The organism is Alkalihalobacillus sp. TS-13, assembly GCF_019720915.1.
Taxonomy (GTDB): Bacteria; Bacillota; Bacilli; order Bacillales; family Fictibacillaceae; genus Pseudalkalibacillus.
On sequence record NZ_JAHKSI010000001.1, the window covers coordinates 267026 to 292860 of the forward strand.

Here is a 25835-nt window from a genome sequence, read left to right on the forward strand (position 1 = left end):
AATTTGGTTGAGGTGATACAGTCATGTTAAAAATACGTTTGATCAAGCCAGAAGTTACATATGGATTAAGACAAAAGATTTTACGGCCGCAACAGACCATAGAAGAATGTAAGTATGCTAGCGATGCTTCTGAGGAGTCTTTTCATTTAGGGGCTTTTTCAAATGATAAGTTGATCAGCGTCGCGTCCTTTTATCAAGAAGATGATCCACAGATCACTGGAGAAAAACAATATAGGTTGAGAGGGATGGCCACAGTGGAAACGTCCCGGGGTCAAGGTGCAGGGCGTTCATTGATTGAGGCTGCTGAAAAAGAAATGCGCGGACGCGGTGTGGATGTCTGGTGGTGCAACGCTCGTACGTCGGTGAGCGGATACTATGAAAAGATGGGCTTGAACGCAATCGGTGACGTATTCGACATACATCCGATCGGACCGCATAAGCTGATGTACAAGACTTTAAAATAGGGAGCGGGTTTATGGGCAGGAAAGTAATCTGGGTATTTTTCGGTTTTTTCATATTTTTCGTTGTCACAGGTATCTTATCGTTTTATAACGAAAGCCCACTTCAACCTAGTACTGCATTCATCGATGATCATGAAATCATTGATGAGCTGGAAGTAGACGTATCTGATGAGATGATTGAAGAAATCAATTGGGAAGTCTCTCCTGAGTTTCAAGCTGGCACTTATATGATGAGGGGCATTGAAAATAAGGTAGGTTTCATTGATGCTGGATTTGTTGCTAACCAGGGGAACAAATACATGTGGCATTTCTGGGGTGACCACCTTGAAGGGAAATTGTCTGTCGTAGCGGTCAATGAAAACGACCCTCATACCCTTGTACCTGCTTTAAGTAACGGGGAAGACACCTACTTCATGTGGTCGGCTACGGAATTGGCAGGACCGAACAATAGAGCGGATGCACATTTACCCTCCAACATGGAATTGACGGGGTCAGGAAAATGGGCACTGCTCGTATTTCTAGGAGGTAATTACATCGATCATATTGTGGTCGAGGTAGAATAGTTCAAGTGAAGGATGGACAACTAACGGCTTTGTATTTTGGCTTATTCAGCAAACGGGCAGGGCTCTGGAATAAGACCGAAACATAATGCATAACCATTTGTAAATAGATAAGAAATTTTAAAGAAAGGATAAATTTGTGAAACGATCTTCAGATACATATTTAAAAAAGTAGGTATTTATAGGGAGGTTAAATGGTTGAGGAAGAGTACAAATTCTGGCAGAAGATCTGCGGTAATTACTGGTGTGTTAATAATAGCCGGCTTGGTTGCAGGTATATTTAGTGTTGTTCCTGTTATAGATGGAGCAGACTACATTATCAAGGCTTATACATATGAAAACCAGGTACTCATAGGAGCGTTTTTCCAGTTGTTAATGGTTGTTGCCTATGTTGGGATTCCTATTTTGATGTATCCGATTTTAAGTATACATAATAAAAGTTTAGCTCTTGGATCTGTTGCTTTCGGCATTATTGCGGGTGTATTCATTATTATTGGTGTAATCATCCTTCTGTTGCTATTGACATTAAGCCACGAATTTACAAAAGTCGGAACTCTGGATATATCGTATTTTCAGTCCTTAGGTGAATTGTTACAGACAGGACGTGATATGGTGAACCATGTGGCAACGACACTGGCATTTGTTTTGGCAATGCTCTTGTATAACTGCATATTTTACCAAACAAAACTAGTTCCACGTTGGTTGTCAGTGTGGGGTATTATTGGATCTACATTGTCCATATTGGCAAGCTTATTATTTATGATTCGCTTCATCGGTCTGGATGCAACCTACATGATGTTGAACATTCCAATAGCCTTCCAACAATTGGTTTTGGCTATATGGTTAATCGTAAAAAGATTCAACCCAAAGGTACAGGATTCTATATCAAATTAATATGATTGTAACTGAAATGAATAAAGAATGTTTATGGATTATCCCTCTGTTACCACGGGCAGGATACATTAGAAGTGAAAAAATTAAATCTATTCTAGGAAATAACTTTCAAAACAAGTACAACACAGGAATGGGCGCTTACGCGAAATAAAAAAGCGTTGTACTTGTGTAAGAAACTATTGTCGTGCAGGCAGCTTTATTCTTGTTCAACAAATGGGGGCTGTCTGTAATAAAGCTAACGCGATCAAACTAAAAACGATTTTCAACAATCGGGCACAATTCAGAAGTATTAGAAAGAGTTCGTTATTCCACAATCGGGGGCATATCCGAAATAGGACAAGCTAGTTAAAACAAGGAAAGTGTCAATTCGGTGTATAGAGAGCGATCCACAAAAACATCCTGAGTTAAAATCTTAATCTACATACTTAAGGGTAGTCTATGATAAAAGTTCATAAGAAGGTGGTTTTACAAGGATGGGAGTATTACAAAAATTTATTAATCAGTTTAAAAAGCCTGAAGGTTTCTTTGGGAGGGTTGCAGGACTTTTAATGGCAAGGGAACCTGAAAAAAGTGCATGGACAGTATCTTTATTAAATCCAGCTGAATCTGACAGGGCATTAGAAGTTGGTTTTGGCCCAGGTAGGGCGATCGAGATATTATCGCAAAAAATAACGGAGGGTTACATTGTTGGAATCGAGATTTCTGAAGTAATGCTAAGAATGGCTAGAAAAAGAAATAAGAAAGCCATTTCTAAAGGTATTGTCGATCTAAGATTGACTGATGTTTCTAACCTTCCATCTTTTGAAGAGAAGTTTGATTACATTTTAAGTGTGAATAGCATTATGTTCTGGGAATACCCAGTACATGTACTCAAGAATTTACGTAACCATTTGAAGCCTAATGGGAAAATTGCGATTACTGTCCACCCGAGAATGAAAAGAGCTAACAATGAAACGGCAAAAGAGTTCGGTAAAGAGATCGATCATTATTTAAGAGAAGCTGGTTATTCAGAAAATCAGATTCATATTAGGAAAATGAAACCTGTCCCTTGCGTATGTGTTACAGCTGTTAATCGTATGGAAACTTAATTAAAGGGTTTCATAGGTATTCAAGAAACGGGGGCTTTTCTTGAATACGAGGTTCTTTTTAGTATAGACGAAGCGGATAAAGGGATTTAAGTTGGAGGGGATACAATGATATGGGGGAAATTAGGGTTTAATAAAGCCAAATTTAGTCGAATTACTTTAAGTAATTTAAAACAAAAAATGTACGAAGAAGAATTTGATAGTGCTTTAGTTGATGAATTAGTCACTGTATTTTGAAAATAGAATTAACATAACTGGTGAAAAAGCATTTCAGCAATGGATGTATAATTTGAATTTCAGCGTCCCCGAGGAATTCCAAGACCAAGAGAAATCTATCAAAGTGTATCAAAAGTCATTTCAATGGTTTGAGAAAGAAATAATCAAGTTAGAAAAGGAAACAAAATTACCTTGGAAAGTTCAGGTAGAAGATCTAAAAATCCCAGATGAAAATGTACGAAAAACTCAATTGGTAATAAGGCATAGGCTTACAGACGTTGTTTTAGACTTACTCGATTAATAGGTATTAATTGAAAAAGATACAGAGATAAGATAGGAGGATATAGATTTGGAATTCATTAGTTGGTTCGATTGGGTAACGCAGGATTTGGAAGAGTGAGGTAAAAGTTCCGAAGTTAAAATCAAGCCAGCAATTCTATTCATTAGAATAAGCTGGCTTGATTCATCTCATTTATCCTTTTCCCATCTTTGTCTCCAATTGCGCATTTCGATCAACACGCTTTGAAAATCTTTCCCTTTTGTAGTTAAATAATATTCCACTGTAACAGGAACAACTTGAAAAAAAGTGGAGTTGAGGTGGAAGAAATAAAAGAATATGGTGCTCGTTACTTTGCTTTTTATGACATCGATGGAAATTGCTTTGAAGTATGTGAATATATTTCCCTATATAACAATCGAAGGCTTTAAACGTCAGCATGAAGAAGGGTAGGGCGGCCATCTTTTCGAGAATTAGAAATAGTATTCTACATGGACAATTACGTAGAACTCCTTTTTTAAAGAAGGGGTCTACGTTTTTTCTTTATATTTTGGTTTTGTTAAATAATACTGTTGATTTCTGACTAAGTTTGATTTTACCCAAAATTCCCCGACACTCCAGCGGGATAAGTGAGCCGGGCGAGACCCTCCAGTGAACTCGCGAGGAATCTTGCGGAAGTGGGTTAGTTAATGCAGGGAAGTGATGTCTAGCTCAGCGACCAGTTACTAGGATCACTTCAAACTTCCTGCGGCGCCAACACATTGATTGACATCCTTATGAGTGAGCCCACGCAGAACCAAGTCTTTGTTTGGTTCGAGCCTCCTCTTATCGGAGAAAGGGTTTAACGATAATTGTATTCTGATAAAGGATAATTATTTATTGTAAAACGATAAATAATGGATTATAATCAAAATGACAAAAATCAAGCGAGGTGGGTTTTATGAATCGAGGTTCAACAAATTTCTTAAAGGTGGTTGTTTTTCTTCTTGCAATTCCGGTTCTTGGAATGTGCATATTTTTGTTGCCATGGGTCGCCAATGATGTATCAGAAAGTAATTGGGAGTTTGCATATTTGGTATATCCAGTTTTGTTCGGTATGTATGCATCGGCGATTCCGTTTTTCATCGCGTTGTATCAGGCGTTCCGACTCCTGATCTATATTGACAAGAACAAAGCGTTCTCGGAATTGTCTGTAAGAGCTTTAAGGAATATCAAATTATGTGCAATCACAATCAGTGTCTTGTATCTGGTCAGCATGCCATTCTTTTATCTTATAGGGGAGAAAGACGATGCTCCAGGAGTCATCGTAATCGGAATGGTTCTTACCTTTGCGCCAATGGTGATTGCTGTCTTTGCTGCAGTTCTCCAAAGGCTATTACAAGAAGCCATAGATATAAAATCAGAAAATGATTTAACGGTCTGAGGTGAATAACATGGCGATTATAATCAATATTGATGTGATGCTGGCGAAACGGAAAATGAGCGTGACAGAACTTTCGGAGAGGGTTGGAATAACGATGGCGAATCTTTCTATATTGAAAAACGGTAAGGCAAAAGCAGTTCGGTTTTCAACCTTAGAGGCAATTTGTGAAGCATTAGAGTGTCAGCCTGGCGATCTTTTAGAATATAAAAGTGAAAAAGACGATGAAGTTTAGTAAAAAGGGTGGCGGGAGGAACAAATCATGAGAGCACTTAAGCAACTTGTTCGTTTTGGTTGGGAGCAAGCCCTTTCCTGTTTGTTTCCTGTCGTCATTTTTGCTTCTTTGGCAATTACACAAATTGCGCAATTCCCCTTTCTGCCACGGTATGACTGGCTGCTCATCATCTGCCTTCTGATGCAGTGGTTGATGGTACGTTCTGGACTTGAGACATGGGATGAATTAAAGGTTATCACATTGTTTCACCTAATTGGGCTTGCTCTTGAACTTTTTAAGGTGCATATGGGTTCCTGGTCTTATCCGGAGGAAGGATTTTCAAAATTTTTCGGGGTGCCTTTGTATAGTGGATTCATGTACGCAAGTGTAGCGAGTTATCTTTGCCAGGCGTGGAGGAGGTTGAAGGTTCAGCTGGTTAAGTGGCCGCCATTTTGGATCGTTGTATCTCTTTCAGCTGCAATCTATTTGAATTTTTTCACTCACCATTATTGGATTGATGTTCGGTGGTGGTTATCAGGAATTATAATCATCGTCTTTTGGCAATCATATGTCACATATGCGGTTAATGGTAGGCGTTACCGAATGCCCCTCGCACTGTCTTTTGTGCTTATCGGATTTTTTATATGGATAGCTGAAAATATCGCAACATTCTTTGGAGCTTGGGAATACCCAAATCAAACAGAGGCATGGAGTCTTGTACATCTAGGAAAGGTGAGTTCATGGCTCTTACTAGTGATTGTCAGCTTTCTTATAGTGGCGACACTAAAGCAAGTTAAGGGGGAAAGTTCCACTAATGTTTCGCAAACTTGTTTTCCTAGAGACTATAAAAAGGGAACATTTTAAACCAGGAAGTTCCCTTTTTATAGAGCGAGATCAAGAAATCCACCAATTAAATAGAATAAGCTTAACCCATATACACACTGTCACAACTTCCAGCTGCTGGTTCATAATAACAATGATTTTTAAATTGACCAGAAAAAGGTTGATCGTACCATGTTGGAGGACATGGAGCATATGGATTGAAATACCAAAGAGCATATTTCGATGGGTGTTCCCTCCAAAACTCCAAATTCTTTTTTGCTAATTTCTTCTCAGCAGTTCTCGCCCTGTTATAAAATACATTCCCCTTTTGAACAGCTTCAAAAGAGTAATTTCCTCCTTGTACTTGATAAATGACTTGTGGAATTGATCTTACATCTCTAAAATCTAAGCAATCCGCTTTAGCACGATTAACAATTACATTTCCGACAAATAACATTCCTAGTTTTCCTTCACCTACGGCTTCCGCTCTCATCATCCTCGCCATTAAATCAATATCTGAATTCGTGTATTTCACTCTTCCCATTTTTATCACCCCAAGAATATTGTATGAAAAAAGCCGACTTTGATTTCATTATTTATAAATTGGCTTTAATATACTTTTTTGTTGATTTTACTCAGAACACTAATCTGATATAGACCATGACAAACCATTCTTTTTTTGAAAAATGTGAAGTGGTGCAATAAATCGTGAATCTAACTTTAAAAAACTATCAATATTCGACAGGATTTTGTCATGTTTTTACAGAAATAGAACAGGTGGTTTTAATACTTAGCAGTGGAGATGTTTTTATGCGTAACTTTTTGATTGGAATCATTGCACTTGCTTTTTTATCGATTGGAAATTGGTATGTGCAAAGCGGTGGTTTTGTCAATAAAAGTGATTTTGAGGAAGTTGTGGAGCATGCCCTGAAATATAGAGATGGGCTTAAGGTGATCCATAAAGAAAAGAATCAGGATTACGGTGTGGTCGTTTATCATGCAGAGGACGAAGAACTGAACGAGAATCTATATCTTGGCTTCTTCAAGAAAACAAATGAGGAATGGCAATAGCGATGACTTCCGTTTTCGATGACAAATGGGGCATTGATTCTATAAATAGTCAATGGATTTACTTTGGATTGGTCACTGAGCCTTCAGTGGAAAAGATATTTGTCGGTGATGATCCCGTGACGCTTCGTTCTGTAGAAGGTTCGGCCCGTTACTGGTACTATATCGAGCCCAATGGTTACAACTATCCGATTGAGGGGATCCGTTCTGATGGCTCAGAATACTGGATAAAAGAAAAATAGAATGGAGAATGCAAATGCTGAAAGAAACGATTCAATCAACGGAAGACATTATGAAAATGCTCGATTCAATGCTGCGGGATGAAGCGGCTTTTTGGGATTCCTTTTATGAAGATAGAGAGAAGGGAATTCCGTTTTTCGTGAACGTTCCGGATGAGAACCTTATGGCGTATTTTGAAAAAGGGCAGGTCAAAGCTGGCCGCGTTTTGGAGCTGGGTTGTGGACCAGGGCGTAACGCGATTTATTTCGCCGAAAACGGATGCAAGGTGGATGCGATCGATCTTTCCGAAACAGCACTACAGTGGGCACGTGAACGATCGGCTGAAAAACAGGCGGACATCCGTTTTATCAAAGGCAGTCTTTACGACCTTGAAATTGAAGAAGGTACATACGACATTATTTACGATTCTGGCTGTTTTCATCATGTTCCACCGCACCGACGGATCACCTTTCTGTCGCTCATCCAAAAAGCGTTGAAGCCTGGCGGCAAGTTTGCTATCACTTGTTTTGCAGCAGGAGAGATGGGTGCAGAAATTTCTGACTGGGAAGTTTATCGGCAACGCAATATGAAGGGCGGACTCGGCTATACCGATGAAAGACTGAAAGAGATTTTCAGTGATTTTGAACTGATCGAACTTCGGAAAATGAAGGAGATACAGCAGCCCGCCGATACTTTTGGTGTGCCCTTTTTATGGACGGGTCTTTTTCAAAAGAACTAACAAAGGAGTAGGACAATGAATATACGATTGATTGAAGAATCAGATGCGGAAGCTTTTTTGAAATTGCAGCAACAATTGGATACCGAAACCGAGTTCATGATGTTCGAGCCTGGCGAGAGGGACATGGATTTGGACTATCGGAAAGAAAGTGTCAGGCGTTATATAGAGGACCCGCGATCTGCCGTTTGGGTTCTTGAAAAAGAAGGGCGACTCCTCGGATTCCTTGCTGCCTTTGGGAATAAACCGAGGCGCATCCAGCATAGAGCATATCTTGTGGTCGGGATTTTACAGGAAGCAGCAGGGCAAGGATATGGAACGAAATTATTTATAGAGCTTGACCGATGGGCGAAGGAAGTGGAGATCCATCGCCTTGAACTGACTGTCATGACACATAATGAAGCAGGTATCGCCCTGTATAAAAAGATGGGATTTGAAGTGGAAGGGGTTAAACGCCATGCCATGCGGCTCAATGGTAACTATGTGGATGAATATTACATGGCGAAATTGATATGAATGGAAGGTGAGTAAAGTTGGATATCAACCATAAAATATGGACCGTCTGCATGATCCAGGATGGTGATAAGATTCTTTTGATCGACCGGCAAAAGGATGATTTCAAAGGCTTCATCCCGCCAGGAGGATGCGTGGAATTTCCAGAATCAATCGTTGAAGGCGCAATGCGTGAAGTGAAGGAAGAGACCGGTCTGACGGTGAGGAACTTGATGTTCAAAGGGCTCAGTGAATATGTGAACCCAGTTTCAAAAGCCCGCTATATGATTTTCAACTACTGGACCGAGGAGTTTGACGGGGAGCTCTTGGAGAATCCGCCTGAAGGGAATCTGTACTGGGCTCCGATTGATGAGGCGGAACAGCTTCCGATGCAGAAGTCTTTCAAGCGGAGATTTCCACTGTTCTTTGAAAAAGGCACTTTTGAAATCCATGTCACCTGGGATCACGAACGGAATGAAGAAGGAAGTGTGACGATCACTCGTACATAGAGAGTTTTGACGCACAGTTGAATGCCAGTGGGGAATTGGATTAGGGGGAGTCTATGAAACTTAAATTGTTGGTTATTTTAATGATTATTTTAGGAACAGGGGTATATTCCTTTCTACATATGACTGAGCCGTCCGTCGAAAAAGCGGTATCCAAATAGATCACCGAAAATGAGTATGATCGTTTGAAGGCCCCTTATGAACTTGTAGAAGTACCTGACTCGGAGTATTATCTAGCGATTTACAATGACCCGAATCAGATGCTGGTGATGAATGTACGCAGACTTTGGGGAGGTTGTCGCCTCCATCGATTCAGGTATGAACCTTTATGAACACATCAAAAAGGGCAGTGACCATTTCTACAATAACAAGCTGACCTTTGGGACGGTTGAGATCCCCGAAGGAAAAATGGCAACGATCGATGGCGAACCAGTCACGACTCTAGCGCTGGGCGAGTATTTCAAAAGTTCGAATTTCCATGCCGATTATGAAAATCTTTATTTCTATCATTTAGAAACGCCGAAAGAAATAAATGGTGGAATGTTCGAAACGGTTATCGACGTGGAATGATCGATGGCCACAGTTAGTGGGGGGGACGAGATGACATTTCTATTATTAACCGGCTTGATCATTATTTCATTGGTCATTATGAATCGTTCAAAACTATATCAAGCTGTACCATATAAATTTAAAATCATTGAATCGGTCAGTACAAAAGAATGGTTCAAGAATCCATGGCTGAGCGGGCTCTTTTTGTTTTTGATCAATGCACTTTATTTCGGATTGACCGGATTGCTCCTGCTTCTGATTATCAATTTGATGATTCCCTATCTACATCTGATCATCATGCTGGTTGCTGTCATCATCAGCATTTTGACTTGGATGGCAATCAGCCAAGCATGGGAAGGTAAGAAAAGCGATCGGTTGATTATGAGTTTGGTAGGAAGCAGCTTTTATGGCGCATTGGCATTCTTTTGCTTGTGGGGTTTTCTACATGTCGAACCCGCTTATCCAGGTGATGATACCTTCATGAGAGCAGTGGGATGGATGATGGGACTTATTGTTGCAGGAACAGCGTTTATCACATGCTTCTCTTTTACGACTTTTTCTAAACAAAAAGGAATGAATGCCTGAAAAGAAGGACTTAACTTCCAACCAACGAATGTAGTATGTGGAAAATAAAATAGGGAGTTGATGAAATGAAGGATGAAAGACTTGTACGATTAGCGAATACGTTGGTAAACCACTCGCTTGAATTGCAAAAAGACCAGGCGGTGCTGATCACCGGTAGTGTCGTGGCAAAACCTCTGATGAAAGAAATCATCCGTGAGGTATATAAGGTTGGAGGTAAACCCTTTCTGGAACTGCAGGATGACGAATTGACTGTCGAAATCGCGAAGTCATCAAACGAAGCCTCGGTTGAAATTTTAAAAGGATGGTTGGAAAAGAAAATCGAGGATGTCGATGCGCTCATACATATCCGGGCAATCAATAATGATGCTGAGATGTCGGAAGTTCCGTCTGATGTGATGCAGTTGCATGGCAAAGTGATGAAACCGGTTCATGATGTATTGACGAATCAACGGAACTGGGTACTGCTTGATTACCCGACTTCTGCGGGTGCACAAAAAGCGAAAATGGGTACTGAACGCTATGAAGATTATGTATTTGAAGTATGCGGGATCGATTATGAAATGCTTGCTGAAAGACAAAAAGCACTCCAAAATCTGATGGAGCGTACAGAAAAAGTCCGGATCGTCGCACCGAATACGGATCTCACGTTTTCAATCAAAGATATTCCGGTGGTCGCAAGCCATGGTAAGCGGAATATTCCAGATGGTGAAATTTTCACCGCTCCGGTCAAGGACAGTGTCAACGGAACGATTACTTACAATACGCCGTGTCCTTATCGAGGTGTCACCTATAACAATGTGTCCTTGACCTTGAAGGATGGCAAAATCGTTGATGCGGTGGCAGATAATACAGAAAAGCTGAACGAAATTCTGGACTCGGATGAAGGAGCTCGTTATATCGGGGAGTTTGCGATCGGAATGAATCCATTGATCAATACGCCTGTAGGAAATATCCTTTTTGATGAAAAAATCAATGGCAGCATCCACTTTACACCGGGTCTTGCGTATGACTCAGCCGATAACGGAAACCGCTCAATGGTCCACTGGGATATGGTGTTGATCCTAAGGGAGGAATACGGAGGCGGGGAACTTTATTTCGACAATCAACTGATTCAAAAGGATGGATTGTTCGTACTCGATGAATTAAAGCCATTGAACCCAGATCAATTATTGGAAAAAGAAGAGAAGCTACACATCTGAATCTAAATCGTACCTGCATGAAAGTGTCTGAAAGCTCCAAAGATGATTACTGAGCGAGTCAAACATTAATACAGGTCGTATGAAGAAAATGGGACTGTCCTAAAGAAAAGTGTCAGACACCTGCAAGATAACATTTTGTATCGAACCAGATTTTTCAAAATGTTAGTAAGTATGGAGGGACTCAGACACGTTTTGGACAGTCTTTGTTTTTTATTAAGATTCAATTTTACTCCTTACCTTCCCACATCGCATTAATCAGTTTGATATAATCGTTGTCGGTACCGATGTCGAAGCGATCACCATCAATAATTTTCCCATAACAATCCTGATTATTTAGCAACATGTCTATAGCATCAGTCAATTCCACCTCTTTAGATGCCCCCGGTGTCAAGTTTTCAATATGATTGAATATTTCTGGATGGAATACATATCGACCAATTACAACTAAATTAGACGGTGCATTTGATTTAGGCTTTTCTACAATATGGTTGATTTTAAAAAGGTCATTTCTTTCTTCGTCCCCATCAATAACCCCATATCGGGATACAAGATCCGGATGTACTTTATTCAGTCCGATGACATTTCCTTTAAACCGTTCATATATACTGATAAGTTGGGATAGTGCTGGGGTAGGGGCTTTATGAATGATATCATCCGGGAGGAGAACTGCAAAAGGCTCGTTGCCAACAAATCGCTTCCCATGCAATATTGCATCACCTAAACCTTTGGAATAGGGCTGCCTTGTGTATTGGATATGGACTTTCGGTATTGCTGTATATTTCAACAAATGCAGTTTATTATTTTTTTCTAAGAAGGCTTCCAATTCTAATGATGCATCAAAATAGTCGACGATGATACTTTTAGATTTAGACACAACAATCAATATTTCCTCAATTCCAGAAAGTACCGCTTCCTCTACGATATAGTGGATCGCAGGCTTACCTCCGATCGGAAACATCTCTTTTGGTACTACTTTTGTAACTGGCAGGCTTCTTGTTCCGTAACCAGCAGCTGGAATTATTGCTTTTTTTATCAATTCCTCTCCTCCTAAAAAACATTCTTATATTATTTATTCCTGTTCAAATAAGTACGTGAGTAGGATTGCCTATGTAAACATAAATTGTCCTTTTGCCTATTTTTCAATTGTCCTTGTTTGTCAGTATGCACGTACGTATTGAAGGTTTAATACGATATAAAAGGTGTTAACAAACAAAGGATGATATGAATGAAGATATGTATTATTGGTGCGAGATACGTTGGTTCGAGATGTAAAGATGTGGTGCCGGTGACAGGTATCGGGGTGGGAAGACTTTGAATATCCTGATTACTGGTGTTGCTGGTTTCATTGGTTCTCATTTATGCGAGCATTTCTTACAAAAAGAGGGAATTATCGTCACTGGAGTCGATAAAATGACCGGTAATTATCAAAAAGAGTTTAAGGAACGGAACATCCAGCCTTTTCTCCACCATCCACGATTCCGATATGAAAATATTGATCTTGCTGTGGATGATCTGAAACAGATTCTCCCTAAAGTGGATGTCGTCTATCATTTAGCAGGGATACCTGGTGTCCGTACCAGTTGGGGGAGCGGCTTCAATGAATATGTTCAAAACAACATACTTGCGACACAACGTTTACTTGAAGCATGTAAAGGCTTACCGATTAAAAAATTCGTTTATGCTTCCACTTCCTCCATTTATGGTGAACAAAAAGGGAAGGTGTCAGAAGAGCTTAAACCAGAGCCTCTTTCCCCATACGGCATTTCAAAGCTTACAGGCGAGTATCTTTGCAAGACTTATCACCAGTTCTGGGGAATTCCGACAATCATCTTAAGATACTTTACGGTCTACGGGCCAAGGCAAAGACCAGATATGGCATTCCATATTTTCATTAAACAGATCATGCAGGATAAACCTATCACAATCATTGGAGACGGAAAGCAAAGCAGGGATTTTACATTTGTGACAGATTGCGTGGAAGGGACAGCTTCTGTCATTAACTGTGAAAATTGCGTTGGGACTACAATAAATATAGGAGGGAAAGAGAACGCTACGATATTAGAAGTCATAGACACTCTTGAAGAATTGATAGGGAAGAAAGCGGCGGTCACCTTTCAACCTGCCGCAAAAGGGGAACCGAAGCATACCTGGGCAGATATCTCTAAAGCAGGAAGACTACTAAACTATCAACCGGATGTTAGCTTGAAAGAAGGACTGAAAAAAGAGATTGAGGATTTAGCACAATTGTATAAGAACCAATGACAATCTAAAAGGGGCTGACTCTTTCCTTCGAGTCAGCCCTTATGGTTACATTTAAAGAAAGTATAAAATACTTTCTTTAATATAAACGCAACTAAAGATCAGCCTGTGCCAAAGGGATGGCTTTGGCACATTTTCTTTGTTTTCATGATCGTTTGCCTAGTGATTATTCGTCATCGATACCTTCTTCGTCTTCAAAATCATCATCTAGGTATTCATCTTCTTCTTCATCATCGAAATCGTGTAAGGTTATATTTTGATCCTTGTCAAACAACACATCGATTGTAGTACCGTTCTTACAATGAAATGTTATTTCGATATCAGAAGATGGGTGGTCCGATAAGCAATCCGATAGATGTTTCAGAAAGTTTATTTTTTGTCGAGACATCATTGATCCTCCTTTAAATTATTCTTTTATAATGTTCTTACGAACGTAGTGAAGGAGCTTGGCTCAACTTTTTGACGGGTATTTGATTTGTTACCCAGGGGGTTGAAGGTTTGCTATTGGCTTTTTCAGTGAATTGTTTCTGAGTCTCACCTTTCATGTTGATTTGGACCACATCTCCATCTGGTAATTTTACCTTGACCTCTATTGAGGAGAACGATCGATTATTCAGATGGTTGGAAATATGCTTTAAGATTTCTTCGTTATTTCGAAACAAGACTCTAATCCTCCCTTATAAGATACGTATCCTTATTAAGATATGGGTAAGACGGTAATGTGTTTGGGCAACTACGCAATTTTAGAGGGTATTACTTTTTTGTTCCCAAAGCTGGGGTCGGTTTAAGTCTTTTTGTTGGCATTCTATAAGGTTTTGGTTTAAGTCTTCTTGTCGCCATTCTATAAGCAACCCTGATTTCAGGATACGGTTCATAAAGGTGATCGGATTCCTCTTCTATATCATGATATTCTTCTATTTCTTCTTCCGACTCATGGGAATCTTCTACAAGCTCTAGATGAGGTACTTCAGCAATTTCTTCTTGAGCCTCCTGAGGGAGTTTTTCTTCTTCATTTTGACTCAAGCTTGGTTCGTGGATTTCAATATCGTCTATATTAGGCAAAATGGTCAATTTCTTAGCATTTTTCCTGATATTATAGAGGTTTGAAAAGTTTGTCATTGATGCATCAGGTTCTTGTTCCAGCACTTTTTGATATTCGGACTCGCTCCACCCCATAGCTCCAGGTGGAGAAAAGATGAATTCTTCTAAATCCACTAACGGAATTTCTATATTTGCACGATTACTCATTGCCGCTCTCTCCTCCCTGTTTTATTCGTTCAATCATTTCATCAAAATTATTGATGAAATCCATTTTGGTCGTCTCGATACTTATTGTATTTTTCAGAGCTGCCAGGTATTTTTCATCTGACCATGCCTTTTTCTGGCTCAGATAATATTTGTGGATGATGGAGCTGAAGAGGTGAGGGAATTTTAAATCAGTCCATAACACCTTATAATTTTCCTTAGTCAATGGATGTTTTCGGTCATATGCTCTCAGCATTTCACAACATAGGTTGCTATCCCATACATGCTGTTTCTTCATTACTTTCGAAAGAAAAATCCTGAGATCTCTAGAAGGAAGATCATGATTGACAGAGTGGAGTTCACTCATGAATACCTCATCGTCTTTCAGGATCATCCGGGCTAAGGTGAAATCTTGTTGGCAGAAAGTTTTTGATTCGAGGACTTGCGTTGTCCAATTTTCAAACTCGGGTTGTTTTATTTCTTTCAGACATTGACTCCCTAATTCAAGCATTTGATCGACATGTTGAAGGAACAATATCGAAAATGGATCTGTTTGGTGATTCAGAGCCAATTTCTTGAAGCCTTCAAGCTCTTGAAGCTTCCAGCGATATAACTTTTCCCATTTGCCGGCTCTTCTTCGTTTTTTACTGCCTTCAAAAGGTTCAAATCCAGCAGATTTAATATGAAAATCCGCCATGAACTCCATCATTTTAGTTAAATGATTCTGGTCATAATAGAGTACTTCTTTTCCTTCATGGTGTTCATAAAGGATGAACGCATGATCCTCCGCTCCTATACATAAACCTCCACCCTTTGTTCTTATGATTTTGGCGATCGGCAAGCCATTATTCTGCAAATGGAGGTGGGCATTACTTATAAAGAGCATTCTTCCGGGTGGCATTATGGTTTGTTTCAAAACCATCTTTCCCTGATCTGAATCAACCAACCATTTGGTACGACCACTTTTGCTGGATTTCAATTTAAGCCCTTTTACATCGATGGGATAATATGCCAATACTCGTCGGACATATTGGTCCACATCTTCTAATTCTCCTGATAATTCCATTTTTTCTATTGAATCGTCTGACTCCAATGATTCATCTTGTCCAATTTCATGATTGTCATCGTACAAGTCTCGTTCATGTTGCTCACTTTCCATTAAATTACCATCCTCTCATTTATAACTATGAAATGCCATGTTGTTCTACATTCATGCATTTTCATAGACTGTTTGTAATTGATAAGCTACACGTTCAAAACCAAAAGAATCTTCTGTAATCGATCTTCCATTCTCTCCAAGCCTGTTTCTCATGGATGAATCCTCCAGCAAGTTGTTGATATGCTTCGCATACTCAGATGGATCATCAAAATTATCAATGATGTATCCATTATGGCCATTCTTAATGACTTCTTTATTACCACCCCTGTTTGTCGTGATCAGAGGGAGGCCTGCAGCCATAGCTTCATAGTGGACCCTTGCCAGAGGTTCTTGCCATTGTGAACAGCACACGAAGATATCCGCCATCGAATAATAATTAGGGATATCTGCTGGTTCAACGAATTTAATGAATTTTACATTATCCATATAAAGAGTTCCGAGACGATATAAGTACTTTACATAATTATTAACAAAATCATCTCCGAACCATTTGGAACCTACGAAAACCAGGTATGTGTCAGGATTTCGTTTTATGATTTCAGGCAATGCCTGGATCAATATATGCGGACCCTTCACCTTACTTAAACGTCCTACAAATAAGATGACATTCTTACCTTCTAGATCGAGTTTCCTCCTCATCATCTTTCTGATTTCTCTTCCATCACTTGTCCATTTTGGATGGTAAGTGTCAAGGTCTACACCGCTATATACCGTTTGTACTTTATCTTTTGCATAAGGAAATCGATCTGTAATCGTGTGCCCTATGAAGTCACTGACTGTAACGATATTCGAAACGTGGGAGATGCATCGTTCTCCAGTTTCTTGAGCTAATTTTCCTTCTGCGAACATTTCGTTATGAACGCTTAATACATATTTAGGACCTGGGACTTTTGCATGTAATTGATTGATCCAGATCGGCCGGTTACAGACATGGACTACGTCATAATTTTCTTTCTCAAGATGCGATATTATTCCATCCAGATAGTTTTCATTCTCGCACCGTATATACTTGACACCTTGTTTTCGTTCTTCATTCGGCAATTTCGAATCGACTATAGAAAATACGGTTACATCATGTTTTCTTGCAATTAATGGTGCTACGGACTCTAGGTAAATTTGTATCGCTCCACCTCTAATTGCCGGAACAGGTAATTTCTCTGTTGCAATTAAAGCTATTTTCATTCTCTTTCCTCCAAAGCTTTTCCAATTTTTAGTCCTTATCATGTTACGAGGGTAGACGAGTCTTTGTGCAACATACAGAATTCTTTGAATAAAAAAGGCGATTAACCTGATGGATTAGCCCTATTTATCTTGTATGGACGAGTAACTAGGACAAATCTATTAAAACTCCCATACAAATATTATGAGAAAGTAATGTCTAGGAAGGTGAAATGATGTCAAATCAATACGATGAGGTTGATCAGAATGAAGACTTGGAAAATGACATAGACGGGGAAGAACAACCAGAACTTACTCCGGAAATGTTGGAAAGATTGCAATTACTTGCAGAAAAGCTAATCGTAAACTGGGATTTTGAAGTTCAAAGCATTGAATTGATCCAAGGTGGCCAAATGGCTTTAGTATGGAAAATCATGACTGAAAAGGGTCCAAGATGTCTGAAAAGGATGAATCGTCCAGAAAAAAAGTCGTTGTTTTCGATTCATGCACAAGACTATCTTGCGAAAAAAGGAGCGAGGGTTCCAGGGATCATTCCTACCAAGCAAGGGAGTCTTTATGCGAAACAGGGTCCATTTTTGTTTGTTCTGTATGACTGGATCGAAGGTCGACAATTCGATATTTCTGTCCCGGAAGATATGGAGTGGATCATGAAGGGGCTAGCCCACTATCATTTGGATTCAGTCGGATACAAGCCTTTAAGCGGTATTCCGATATTTACGAAGCTTGGAAGATGGCCCAACCATTATGTGAAAAGGTGCCAACAGATGCAATCATGGAAATTACTTGCAGAGAAAACACCAGAGGATCCGTTCTCTGTGGAGTATTTAAAAGAAATCGATTATTTTATCGAGTTTGGCAGGGAAGTCTTGGGGAAATTACAAGAATCACATTATCCTGAATGGGTCGCCAAATGTAAAGAATCTCCTAATCTATGCCACCAGGATTACGGTACTGGGAATACGCTTTTATCTAATGAAGAAGTTTGGGTCATTGATTTAGATACGACGACGTTCGATCTTCCAATCAGAGATTTACGGAAGATGATCATTCCTACCATGGGTGATACAGGTGTGTGGAATGATGAGGTCATCAACCATATGTTGAAAGGTTATGAATCAGTAAACCCATTAACCCCTGAGCAAAAGAAAGTAATGATGATTGATATGCTCTTCCCGTATGAGCTGCATGAAGTTGCTCGTGAAAAATATGGAAAGAAAAATGATGTTCTCGCAGAGGAATTTACAGTAGCAGTCGAATTTGAACGTTCAAAGGTCCAAGAAATCAACCGTATTTTGTCAGAACTATAACAAACAGTACTTAGGACTTCATGGATTCTAATGAAGTCTTTTTTCTTTCGGTGAAAGAGTGATTGTTTCCAAACAGATGTATTGATCGAACTAAACGGACAACTATTTTATACAATTAAACGTATAACCATAACATTTCCAAGCTAAGGACATATACTGCTAGTACATGCGTGCTCAATAGAATAACGAGGAGGTAAGTCTATGAAAAATAGTAGTGCATTGAATCATGAATCATCTATCAAAGATGATCAAAATGTGCTGGAATCAGAGGAAATTGTAGTTCTTCATAAATCTTCTGGTAAGAAGTCTTCATGCAAAAAAAGTTCAGGAAGATCCTCTGGCAAAAACTCTTCTGGTAAGAATTCTTCTGGTAAACACAGCTCTGGCAAGGAGTCTTCTGGTAAACACAGCTCTGGCAAGGAGTCTTCTGGTAAACACAGTTCTGGCAAGAAGTCTTCTGGTAAACACAGTTCTGGCAAGAAGTCTTCTTGTAAAAAATCTTCTGGAAAGCATAGATCCGGCAAATCATCTTGCAAAAGATCAGTTAACCATGCTTTAAAGAAAGCTAAAAAACATGGAAATGACAAATATATGTGGAATGACCCATATGGTTCTTCCAGCCGGTCATCTTCTTGTAGCAGCAAATGTTCCTGTGACCATAAACGAAAATGCCATTCAAAATATCGATTGCCTACAAAGAAACTTAAAGTTGCTCCAAAAGCACTAGCGTAATTAATTGGACAAGTTTGGTATTTTAGGTTAACAACCCAAAATAAATTTCTCAAATTTGTCCTATGATCCAATCCAATTTGATATTGAATGAGTGAAGGATCGTTGGGCAGTCCCGAAAAAAGTGCACAAACCTCTCCGCAACACTAACTAATACAGAGTCAGGCACCTCAAACAACAACTTACTAATAAAGTTGTTAGTACAGTGCCGAGTACATTCCAGTCTTTAGTGAAGAACAGAGGGGCTCAAACACTTTTGGGACAGCCCTTTTCTATTACACGGACGATACATAATTCTAATGATTCATTTTAATGTTTTTAAAGGAGATCTGAAAGGTGGGCACGTAAGTATTTGTTTCGATTAGTGATGTACTTCAATATGAATTCAGGTTCATTGTAAAACTGCTTTATGGTCTCCTTGAGATGAGGATCCTTTATTACATATGGCTCGATTTGCCGATACATTTGCTGGATTTCCTTTTCAAGATATTCGGGTGTAAACTGATTTTCAAGTATCTTTTTAAGAATGTGGTAGTATTGATTCTTGAATGAAGAAACATCGAGAAGTCGTGCTGTCAAGGTGTTATATCCTTGTACCGGAATGTAGTCATATTCCATCTCTTTCCCATGGATATCCCGGCCGAACGTCGCATCATAATCCCAGGGGAGGATTTCGAATAAACCGGTGTCACTCCTTCGGTACAACGCATAGTTGTGGATGAAGCCGTCAAAGTTCTGAGTGCAGACGACCCCTGCTAGCCATCGTAAGTATTTATCCACATCCAAGTAGTGGTGGATTTCAGTTTCAAATTCTTTTTGCGAAATCGTATTGATCTTATAAACGAAATTACCTAACGCAGCTGTATCCTCTTTAGTTCCCTCTTTAAGGCTGTATCCGGATTCAAATCGTTTCTTGATCCCCTTTCGGATTGGGCTCATCAATGAAAAGTTCGCATTGTCATTTTCCGCATAAAAAATCGGTCCCTTTGGAAGATTCCTGTTTTTTAATAAATATCGATCCACAGATTCAAGCTGTAGATAAATCCCTTGAAACTCACCATTGATCGTCAACAAGACATGATTTGATTTAGGTGATAAAACGCTGATCGACTCGAAGAAATCAAGAGAAAGCTTATTCCTGATCAGTGATTTGTCAATATATTCCGCATTCAGGTGAAGTTCTTTAATCCCGGACGTCACCTTTGGAAAAATGAATTGATAGGATTTTTTCGTGACCTTGCGGATGTGGGCTCCACGATAAAGCAATTGGATCTCATACTTGTTATCACCGACGACCAATACAGCATCCACCGGATCCTCAGACCAGACGTCCTTTTTAAAACGTTTGTAGACGTCTTCATTTATGTGAATTTCATAGCTTGGAATGTCTCTGTTGCTGCTCATCCAATCTTCCTTTACACGTTATTCCTTTATGGCATAAGCCAGGTTCGTGGCACTAGACTTTCTTGTTTCCCAGTAACACTATATGAAATAGATTGGAATATGTACCTGTTTATAAGAGTGCATGACGGGGTATCCATATTTGACTCGAAAATACATTATACAGAAACTGGAAGTTATCATTTGTCGAAAACGAACGAAACACATCGAACACTATAAAAATAAGGCTTTCTGAAAGTCAGTATGTCTGGTAGAATTAGGAAGTCAGTTTGGCTCAAAACAAAAACCACTCAGTATGATATGCTGTTGAAGGGGTTTATCTAAAGAATATTTTCAACCATATTCGCGATAACCGAAAGTTTAATAATGATGATGAAGGTGAAATATATATGCAGATAGTCTTGTGGATCGTCAGCATTGGGGCGATACTTTTTCTTTCATACGGAATCGTTCCGACTGTGCTGTTACGAATGCTTTCAATAGGCATGGTGAAAAAAGGGGAATTAAAGCAAACACTTGCTCTGACGTTTGACGATGGTCCGAATCCGGTCTATACCCCACAAGTGTTGGATTTATTGAAAAAATATGATGTCAAAGCGACCTTTTTTGTCGTTGCTGAAAAAGCTCTTGATCATCCGGATCTTATCAGACGGCTGAAACAAGAGGGGCATTCGATTGGAATCCATCACTATCACCATACAAACAGCTGGTTCCTTACGCCATGGTCTACAAAACGAGAAATAACCAAAAGTGCGGAAATCATCGAAAATCTGACTGGCGTAAAACCAGTTTATTATCGTCCTCCATATGGACGATTCAATTTGTTTACGAATATTTTTGCAAGAGGTTATACAATTGTGCTCTGGTCTGCGATTTTTCAAGATTGGCGAAAAGGACCTGATTCGAGCGGATTACAACAGCGTTTGATCGCCCAGATATCAGAAGGGCAGATTTACCTGCTTCATGATGATGGTGAGGATGGTGGAGCAGATTCAGATGCCCCGATACAGATGATCGAAGCACTGAAAAGATTCCTTCCACATGTACGACGCCGTGGTTTCCATTGTGTGTCGTTAGAGGAACACCTGGGTAAAAAAACAACAGTAGAACAGAAGTGGTCGGTATGAATCAGGAAAACATCATGTTTGCCCTTGAAACCTATGGATATTGGATCATACTTGTTACGCTTTTTTGCGGTGTCATCGGAATTCCTGCACCCGAAGAGACGTTTCTTGTCTTGATTGGCATGCTTACCGCACAACATCACCTGGAGATGATTTGGACTGGGCTCAGCGCTTTTTGCGGCAGTCTTTCAGGTATGTTGACCGCTTATTTGATCGGGCGGTTTCTTGGCCTTCCTTTCATGGCAAAATACGGGCGTTTTTTAAAAGTCACTCCAGCTCGTTGGGAGAGGATGAGTGCCAAATTCCATCGTTATGGGACTTTGACGATTTTATTCGGACTGTTCATTCCGGGTTTGAGGCAGCTTGCACCTTATATTGCAGGCACAAGCCGTTATCCATTTGTGGTATATATGGTCTTCTCAATTATCGGAAGTGCGCTTTGGGCGCTCAGTTATATTATCGTTGGTTTCTTTATCGGCGACCAAATCCCGTTAAATTATCTTCCGTGGGTCGGTGTGGCAGCATTATTGCTCTTCATCGGAACGATATTGATCAAAAAAAGAAGCATGAAAGGAGGGAGCAGAGCATGAAGAAAATATTGTTTTTACCGTTGTTCCAAATGCCATCAGGCCATCACCGGGCAGCGGATGCTTTGATTGATTCGATCGAAAATTTGGATGAAACGATCATTTGTAGAAAGATTGATTTCCTTAGCTATTGGAATGAGCCATTGGAAAAGGCGATTGGAAATATGTATTTAAAATGGATCAGCTCGCTCCCAAAAACCTATCATTGGGTATACAAACGGTTTATGTATGAACCGAAAGACCAGCAGACTTCCTTGTCGATCGATTATGTGAACATGCTCGGTTTTGAAGAGAAGATGCTCGAATTATTGAAAGAAGAAAAACCTGATTTGATCGTCTGTACGCATTGTTTCCCATCGGCGATTGTGAGCCGTTTAAAACGGAAGCATCGGACTTCGATCCCCACTGTGAACGTCTATACGGACTTTTTCGTAAATGGCATTTGGGGGAAAGAGCATATTGATCTCCATCTGGTAAATGATGTATCGATGAAAAGAGTTCTGATGGAACAGTACGATGTAAGGGAGGATCAGATTTCGATCACTGGCATTCCGACGAGTGATGATATCGTATCTTATTCTGAGCGTCACCCGTCCGATAAAAAGCACATCCTTGTTGCAGGCGGGAGCAGCGGTGTCGGGAACATCCTTCCAATGTTGAAAAGTGTTCGAGGAAATGCACGTTATCATTATACCGTTCTATGCGGTAAAAATGATAAGCTATTCAGAGAATTGAAGTCTTGGAATCTAGCACATATCCAGCCGGAGGGATATATCGAAAGCCGCGAAAAGATGAATATGCTATACGAACGTGCAGATGCTATCATTACAAAACCGGGAGGCATCACGATCAGTGAGGCTCTAAAAAAACGGTTGATCATATTTGTCCACTCCGCTTTACCTGGACAAGAGCAATTCAATCTAAAAGGACTGGAAGAAAAACGGCTGATCATACCGCTTGAAGATCAGCAATCTGAACACGAAATTGCACTTATACTTGAAAATGAATGGCGCCGGAAGCAGATTTTCAGCCGGATGGATGAATATCTCGCTGCTACAGAGAGCTCTGCCAAAAAGGAAATCGTCAAATTGATGGATTCTCCCGCAATGCTCAACATGCAACCTGGGTAAATGGAATAGCTCAGCCTTTAATACGCGAATCTATTTAAAAAGCCGACATTTTTTTGTCGGCTTTTTATGTTAGGATAATGGTAGAATATAGTAAAAAGCGGTAAAAGTGCGTAGGAGGAGAGGTTATTGAAAAATCGATTGAGTGTATCCGGAAGTACGATCATGTCTGATCCTGCTCAATTTGAAAAGTTGTTTTGGGAGGGGAGCGAGGACGTTGAAATCGGTGAATTTGATAGTCAACCATCGTTTGATCGATTTTTGAAATTGTGCAGAAAAAAGAATGCGATCTTCGGAGTCCATTCTCCTCTTTTCAAGAACGGAAGCAAATACGATTTGATCGAAAAGGTTCAAGTGGAGCCGGAACATGCTTGGGTACAATTAGAAAAAGAAGCTGAAAAACTATCCCAGCTTGGAGCAGAATATATTCTTGTCCATTTTCCTTATTTTAAAAGCAAAAAGACAGAAACCGATCCGAATAAGCTGATAGAATATGGATTGAAAAGGCTTCACGTAATCCAAGAAAAATACCAGATCTCTATCGTGTGTGAACCCAAGCTTGGTTTTCAGCGTTCTCCTGATGGCATCCGTTACCTGCATCATTTTCCAGAAGACACATGGAGGCAGTATGGTTTGAAACTTTGCATCGATATCGGGGATTACTTGATCGCAACCGGAAAACTTGCAATGGAGTATATTTCGAAATGGGAAAAACATATACATGTGGCCCATATACATAACGTGGCGTTCATAGGTGATAAATATATTTGGACCCCTGTCCATCCTTCCTATGAGGGAAACCTTGAGCATTACGAGCTAGAACCGATTCTTCGTTATCTGGCGGGGATAGGAGGCATCAGGTTCGTATTCGAGCATACTCCACATTTGACCCCAAGTGATGAGTTCGTTGAAGAAGGTTATCAGTGGGTGAAAAGCATAATAAAAGATGAGATGTGCCGGGTGAGGTAGATCTTTGTTTCTATCTGGATTTGCATTTAATGGAAATTGGGGCTTCATGAGCACCTTGAAAAATCTGTTTTTCGCTTTTTCAGGGGTTCATAACGTCTTCGTCTACTTCAAATTCTATTTCAACTGTATGAGGCGCGACTCTCCTTCCATAGACACATTCCTGATGAAAAAAGGTGGCTCAAACGTTTTTATATCAATTTTATGCGGATCCGCACAGTTATTCAGAAAAAGACTCAAGAAGCATTAAACCCATGCAGTATTTATCTAACGGGTTTATTTCAGAGGTGCAAACAAGTAAATATCAAAGCAAAACGCACTGGATTCTCAACGAAATTAACAGTGCGTTTTTTATTGTTTTATCAACACTAAGCTGATTTTTGTGGCTTAATCTAATATGAATTCACATACCATTTCACAAGGGAGGAAATAAAGAGTTTGAAGATACAGAAATGTTTAACAACTTAATCAATAATGTCAACCCACAACCAACTGAAAGCAGCAAGTCTACTACTCGCTATTTTCCATAAAAAGACAAAAAAATTTACTTTTATTCTATAGACGAGTCATTATGACGTGACCTTTTTATATGGCGAGATTTCGTACTTCAAAACTAGCGCAGTTGATTAACTGAAACCACATAAAAACAAAGGAGAACAAAAAAATGAAACCTTACAGAATGACTGCAGTGATCGTAGGAGTCCTCTACATCATCGGGACGGTATCGGGGATTTTAAGCCTTGTTGTTACCAGGAATCTGCTTGCTGGAGAGGATTTTCTAACCAGAATTGCCGCAAATCCGACACAGCTTAATCTGGGCGCATTTTTCGTGCTCTTGATGGGGCTTTCGTTAACGGCGATGCCTGTTTTCCTGTACCCACTCTTTAAAAAAAAGAATGAAGCCCTGGCACTAGGGATGGTTGTTTTCCGAGGTCCACTAGAGGGAGGCACATATATCTTAATGGTAGTCAGTTGGTTATTGTTAGGTGTGTTCAGCAAAGAATTCACAGCCACTGGGGCAGAAGCGGCTTCATTACAGGTTATTGGCAATGTCCTGCTTCAGGCCAATGACATCATGAGCCCTGTTTTGACTATTGTTTTTATCATCGGGGCAATGTTGTTGTACACTCTCTTCTATCTCACCAAACTTATCCCTCGTTGGTTGTCCGGCTGGGGCTTGATCGGAGCGATTATCTATGTGGCTGTCGATTTATTAAAGTTATTTGGACTAAACCTTCACTTGGATATCTTATATATGCCCTTGGCCGTGCAGGAGATGGCAATGGCACTCTGGCTAATCATCAAGGGATTCAACCAAGCGGCGCTTGATGGGCTCCTGACTGATAATCACAGTGTTTAGAAAGTAGTAGAAGCAATTAAAAGGTTGTACTTATATATAAGAATTAAGCTCCAGAAAAGCGCCTTTTAAGAGGAAATAGTTCATATAAA

Annotated in this window: 34 protein-coding genes; 24 read left to right on the forward strand and 10 right to left on the reverse strand. The window is 39.9% G+C overall.

Annotated features, from left to right (window positions below; all coding sequences use genetic code 11):
• Window positions 1-23 precede the first annotated feature (23 nt).
• From KOL94_RS01295 to KOL94_RS01315, 6 genes are all read left to right on the forward strand, one after another.
• Window positions 24-464 carry a GNAT family N-acetyltransferase gene (locus tag KOL94_RS01295; RefSeq protein WP_221563384.1) on the forward strand — a complete coding sequence of 147 codons (441 nt, stop codon included), beginning with the start codon at window positions 24-26 and terminating at the stop codon, window positions 462-464.
• An 11-nt stretch (window positions 465-475) separates the two neighbouring features.
• Entirely contained in the window at window positions 476-1024 is a 549-nt protein-coding gene (locus KOL94_RS01300; RefSeq protein WP_221563386.1) for a DUF4871 domain-containing protein, read from the forward strand.
• A gap of 195 nt (window positions 1025-1219) precedes the next feature.
• Window positions 1220-1915, forward strand: a complete 696-nt coding sequence (locus KOL94_RS01305) for a DUF4386 domain-containing protein (RefSeq protein ID WP_221563388.1) — start codon at window positions 1220-1222, stop codon at window positions 1913-1915.
• A 473-nt stretch (window positions 1916-2388) separates the two neighbouring features.
• Window positions 2389-3003: a class I SAM-dependent methyltransferase gene (locus KOL94_RS01310; protein ID WP_221563389.1), complete on the forward strand. Its 615-nt coding sequence runs from the start codon at window positions 2389-2391 to the stop codon at window positions 3001-3003.
• Window positions 3004-3108: 105 nt separating this feature from the next.
• Entirely contained in the window at window positions 3109-3237 is a 129-nt protein-coding gene (locus tag KOL94_RS25065) for a hypothetical protein (RefSeq protein WP_260412160.1), read from the forward strand.
• A 43-nt stretch (window positions 3238-3280) separates the two neighbouring features.
• Entirely contained in the window at window positions 3281-3517 is a 237-nt protein-coding gene (locus KOL94_RS01315) for a hypothetical protein (RefSeq protein ID WP_221563391.1), read from the forward strand.
• Window positions 3518-3684: 167 nt separating this feature from the next.
• Here the strand turns inward: KOL94_RS01315 and KOL94_RS25070 are convergent, their stop codons facing one another.
• Window positions 3685-3777, reverse strand: coding sequence for a winged helix-turn-helix transcriptional regulator (locus KOL94_RS25070; RefSeq protein WP_311775091.1), 93 nt, complete (start codon window positions 3775-3777; stop codon window positions 3685-3687).
• Window positions 3778-4433: 656 nt separating this feature from the next.
• Here KOL94_RS25070 and KOL94_RS01325 point away from each other — a divergent pair.
• From KOL94_RS01325 to KOL94_RS01335, 3 genes are read left to right on the forward strand one after another with little or no spacing between them, the layout of a single operon-like run.
• Complete coding sequence (locus KOL94_RS01325; RefSeq protein WP_221563394.1) at window positions 4434-4916, forward strand: DUF2975 domain-containing protein; 483 nt, start codon at window positions 4434-4436, stop codon at window positions 4914-4916.
• A 10-nt stretch (window positions 4917-4926) separates the two neighbouring features.
• Entirely contained in the window at window positions 4927-5148 is a 222-nt protein-coding gene (locus KOL94_RS01330; RefSeq protein WP_221563396.1) for a helix-turn-helix domain-containing protein, read from the forward strand.
• Between the two features lie 27 nt (window positions 5149-5175).
• The gene (locus KOL94_RS01335; protein WP_221563398.1) at window positions 5176-5991 is read left to right on the forward strand and encodes a DUF817 domain-containing protein; all 816 of its coding nucleotides are present in this window, start codon (window positions 5176-5178) and stop codon (window positions 5989-5991) included.
• A gap of 61 nt (window positions 5992-6052) precedes the next feature.
• On the opposite strand, the gene KOL94_RS01340 is transcribed toward KOL94_RS01335, so the two are convergent.
• Window positions 6053-6493 carry a cell wall hydrolase gene (locus KOL94_RS01340; protein WP_221563400.1) on the reverse strand — a complete coding sequence of 147 codons (441 nt, stop codon included), beginning with the start codon at window positions 6491-6493 and terminating at the stop codon, window positions 6053-6055.
• 266 nt (window positions 6494-6759) lie between these two features.
• On the opposite strand from KOL94_RS01340, the gene KOL94_RS01345 reads away from it, so the two are divergent.
• The 8 genes from KOL94_RS01345 to KOL94_RS01380 all read left to right on the forward strand — a co-directional run bounded on the left by KOL94_RS01345 (window position 6760) and on the right by KOL94_RS01380 (window position 11303).
• Window positions 6760-7020: a hypothetical protein gene (locus tag KOL94_RS01345; RefSeq protein WP_221563402.1), complete on the forward strand. Its 261-nt coding sequence runs from the start codon at window positions 6760-6762 to the stop codon at window positions 7018-7020.
• Window positions 7011-7259 carry a hypothetical protein gene (locus KOL94_RS01350; RefSeq protein ID WP_221563404.1) on the forward strand — a complete coding sequence of 83 codons (249 nt, stop codon included), beginning with the start codon at window positions 7011-7013 and terminating at the stop codon, window positions 7257-7259. The genes KOL94_RS01345 and KOL94_RS01350 overlap by 10 nt, the downstream gene beginning before the upstream one ends.
• 17 nt (window positions 7260-7276) lie before the next feature.
• Window positions 7277-7975, forward strand: a complete 699-nt coding sequence (locus tag KOL94_RS01355) for a class I SAM-dependent methyltransferase (protein WP_221567544.1) — start codon at window positions 7277-7279, stop codon at window positions 7973-7975.
• 15 nt (window positions 7976-7990) lie between these two features.
• Window positions 7991-8488 (forward strand): GNAT family N-acetyltransferase, encoded by a 498-nt coding sequence (locus KOL94_RS01360; RefSeq protein ID WP_221563406.1) that lies wholly within the window; start codon window positions 7991-7993, stop codon window positions 8486-8488.
• A 50-nt stretch (window positions 8489-8538) separates the two neighbouring features.
• Window positions 8539-8973, forward strand: a complete 435-nt coding sequence (locus KOL94_RS01365) for an 8-oxo-dGTP diphosphatase (protein WP_369010062.1) — start codon at window positions 8539-8541, stop codon at window positions 8971-8973.
• Window positions 8974-9243: 270 nt separating this feature from the next.
• A complete protein-coding gene (locus KOL94_RS01370) occupies window positions 9244-9540 on the forward strand; it encodes a hypothetical protein (protein ID WP_221563410.1) in 297 nt (98 codons plus the stop codon).
• A 30-nt stretch (window positions 9541-9570) separates the two neighbouring features.
• Entirely contained in the window at window positions 9571-10104 is a 534-nt protein-coding gene (locus KOL94_RS01375; protein ID WP_221563412.1) for a hypothetical protein, read from the forward strand.
• A gap of 65 nt (window positions 10105-10169) precedes the next feature.
• Window positions 10170-11303, forward strand: a complete 1134-nt coding sequence (locus KOL94_RS01380; protein ID WP_221563414.1) for an aminopeptidase — start codon at window positions 10170-10172, stop codon at window positions 11301-11303.
• Between the two features lie 226 nt (window positions 11304-11529).
• On the opposite strand, the gene KOL94_RS01385 is transcribed toward KOL94_RS01380, so the two are convergent.
• Window positions 11530-12339 carry a UTP--glucose-1-phosphate uridylyltransferase gene (locus tag KOL94_RS01385; RefSeq protein ID WP_221563416.1) on the reverse strand — a complete coding sequence of 270 codons (810 nt, stop codon included), beginning with the start codon at window positions 12337-12339 and terminating at the stop codon, window positions 11530-11532.
• Between the two features lie 275 nt (window positions 12340-12614).
• Here KOL94_RS01385 and KOL94_RS01390 point away from each other — a divergent pair, with 275 nt between their 5' ends.
• The gene (locus KOL94_RS01390; RefSeq protein WP_221563418.1) at window positions 12615-13565 is read left to right on the forward strand and encodes an NAD-dependent epimerase/dehydratase family protein; all 951 of its coding nucleotides are present in this window, start codon (window positions 12615-12617) and stop codon (window positions 13563-13565) included.
• Window positions 13566-13728: 163 nt separating this feature from the next.
• Here the strand turns inward: KOL94_RS01390 and KOL94_RS01395 are convergent, their stop codons facing one another.
• The 5 genes from KOL94_RS01395 to KOL94_RS01415 form a co-directional block, all read right to left on the reverse strand.
• Window positions 13729-13950, reverse strand: coding sequence for a hypothetical protein (locus tag KOL94_RS01395; protein ID WP_221563420.1), 222 nt, complete (start codon window positions 13948-13950; stop codon window positions 13729-13731).
• 37 nt (window positions 13951-13987) lie between these two features.
• Window positions 13988-14224, reverse strand: coding sequence for a hypothetical protein (locus KOL94_RS01400; RefSeq protein ID WP_221563422.1), 237 nt, complete (start codon window positions 14222-14224; stop codon window positions 13988-13990).
• Between the two features lie 91 nt (window positions 14225-14315).
• Complete coding sequence (locus KOL94_RS01405; protein WP_221563424.1) at window positions 14316-14810, reverse strand: hypothetical protein; 495 nt, start codon at window positions 14808-14810, stop codon at window positions 14316-14318.
• A complete protein-coding gene (locus KOL94_RS01410; RefSeq protein WP_221567545.1) occupies window positions 14803-15873 on the reverse strand; it encodes a CotS family spore coat protein in 1071 nt (356 codons plus the stop codon). The genes KOL94_RS01405 and KOL94_RS01410 overlap by 8 nt, the downstream gene beginning before the upstream one ends.
• A gap of 144 nt (window positions 15874-16017) precedes the next feature.
• Complete coding sequence (locus KOL94_RS01415; protein WP_221563426.1) at window positions 16018-17148, reverse strand: glycosyltransferase family 4 protein; 1131 nt, start codon at window positions 17146-17148, stop codon at window positions 16018-16020.
• 212 nt (window positions 17149-17360) lie between these two features.
• On the opposite strand from KOL94_RS01415, the gene KOL94_RS01420 reads away from it, so the two are divergent.
• Window positions 17361-18452 carry a spore coat kinase CotI gene (locus KOL94_RS01420; protein ID WP_311775092.1) on the forward strand — a complete coding sequence of 364 codons (1092 nt, stop codon included), beginning with the start codon at window positions 17361-17363 and terminating at the stop codon, window positions 18450-18452.
• Between the two features lie 284 nt (window positions 18453-18736).
• Here the strand turns inward: KOL94_RS01420 and KOL94_RS01425 are convergent, their stop codons facing one another.
• A complete protein-coding gene (locus tag KOL94_RS01425; RefSeq protein WP_221563428.1) occupies window positions 18737-19237 on the reverse strand; it encodes a hypothetical protein in 501 nt (166 codons plus the stop codon).
• Between the two features lie 262 nt (window positions 19238-19499).
• The gene (locus tag KOL94_RS01430) at window positions 19500-20585 is read right to left on the reverse strand and encodes a CotH kinase family protein (RefSeq protein WP_221563429.1); all 1086 of its coding nucleotides are present in this window, start codon (window positions 20583-20585) and stop codon (window positions 19500-19502) included.
• Window positions 20586-20971: 386 nt separating this feature from the next.
• On the opposite strand from KOL94_RS01430, the gene KOL94_RS01435 reads away from it, so the two are divergent.
• The 5 genes from KOL94_RS01435 to KOL94_RS01455 all read left to right on the forward strand — a co-directional run bounded on the left by KOL94_RS01435 (window position 20972) and on the right by KOL94_RS01455 (window position 25746).
• Window positions 20972-21709, forward strand: coding sequence for a polysaccharide deacetylase family protein (locus KOL94_RS01435; RefSeq protein ID WP_221563430.1), 738 nt, complete (start codon window positions 20972-20974; stop codon window positions 21707-21709).
• The gene (locus KOL94_RS01440; protein WP_221563431.1) at window positions 21706-22296 is read left to right on the forward strand and encodes a DedA family protein; all 591 of its coding nucleotides are present in this window, start codon (window positions 21706-21708) and stop codon (window positions 22294-22296) included. The genes KOL94_RS01435 and KOL94_RS01440 overlap by 4 nt, the downstream gene beginning before the upstream one ends.
• Window positions 22293-23423 (forward strand): MGDG synthase family glycosyltransferase, encoded by a 1131-nt coding sequence (locus KOL94_RS01445; RefSeq protein WP_221563432.1) that lies wholly within the window; start codon window positions 22293-22295, stop codon window positions 23421-23423. Before KOL94_RS01440 ends, KOL94_RS01445 begins: the two co-directional genes overlap by 4 nt.
• Before the next feature lie 126 nt (window positions 23424-23549).
• A complete protein-coding gene (locus KOL94_RS01450; RefSeq protein WP_221563433.1) occupies window positions 23550-24389 on the forward strand; it encodes a TIM barrel protein in 840 nt (279 codons plus the stop codon).
• Window positions 24390-25050: 661 nt separating this feature from the next.
• On the forward strand, window positions 25051-25746 hold the full coding sequence (locus KOL94_RS01455) for a DUF4386 domain-containing protein (protein WP_221563434.1): 696 nt from the start codon (window positions 25051-25053) through the stop codon (window positions 25744-25746).
• The last annotated feature ends 89 nt before the right edge of the window (window positions 25747-25835 follow it).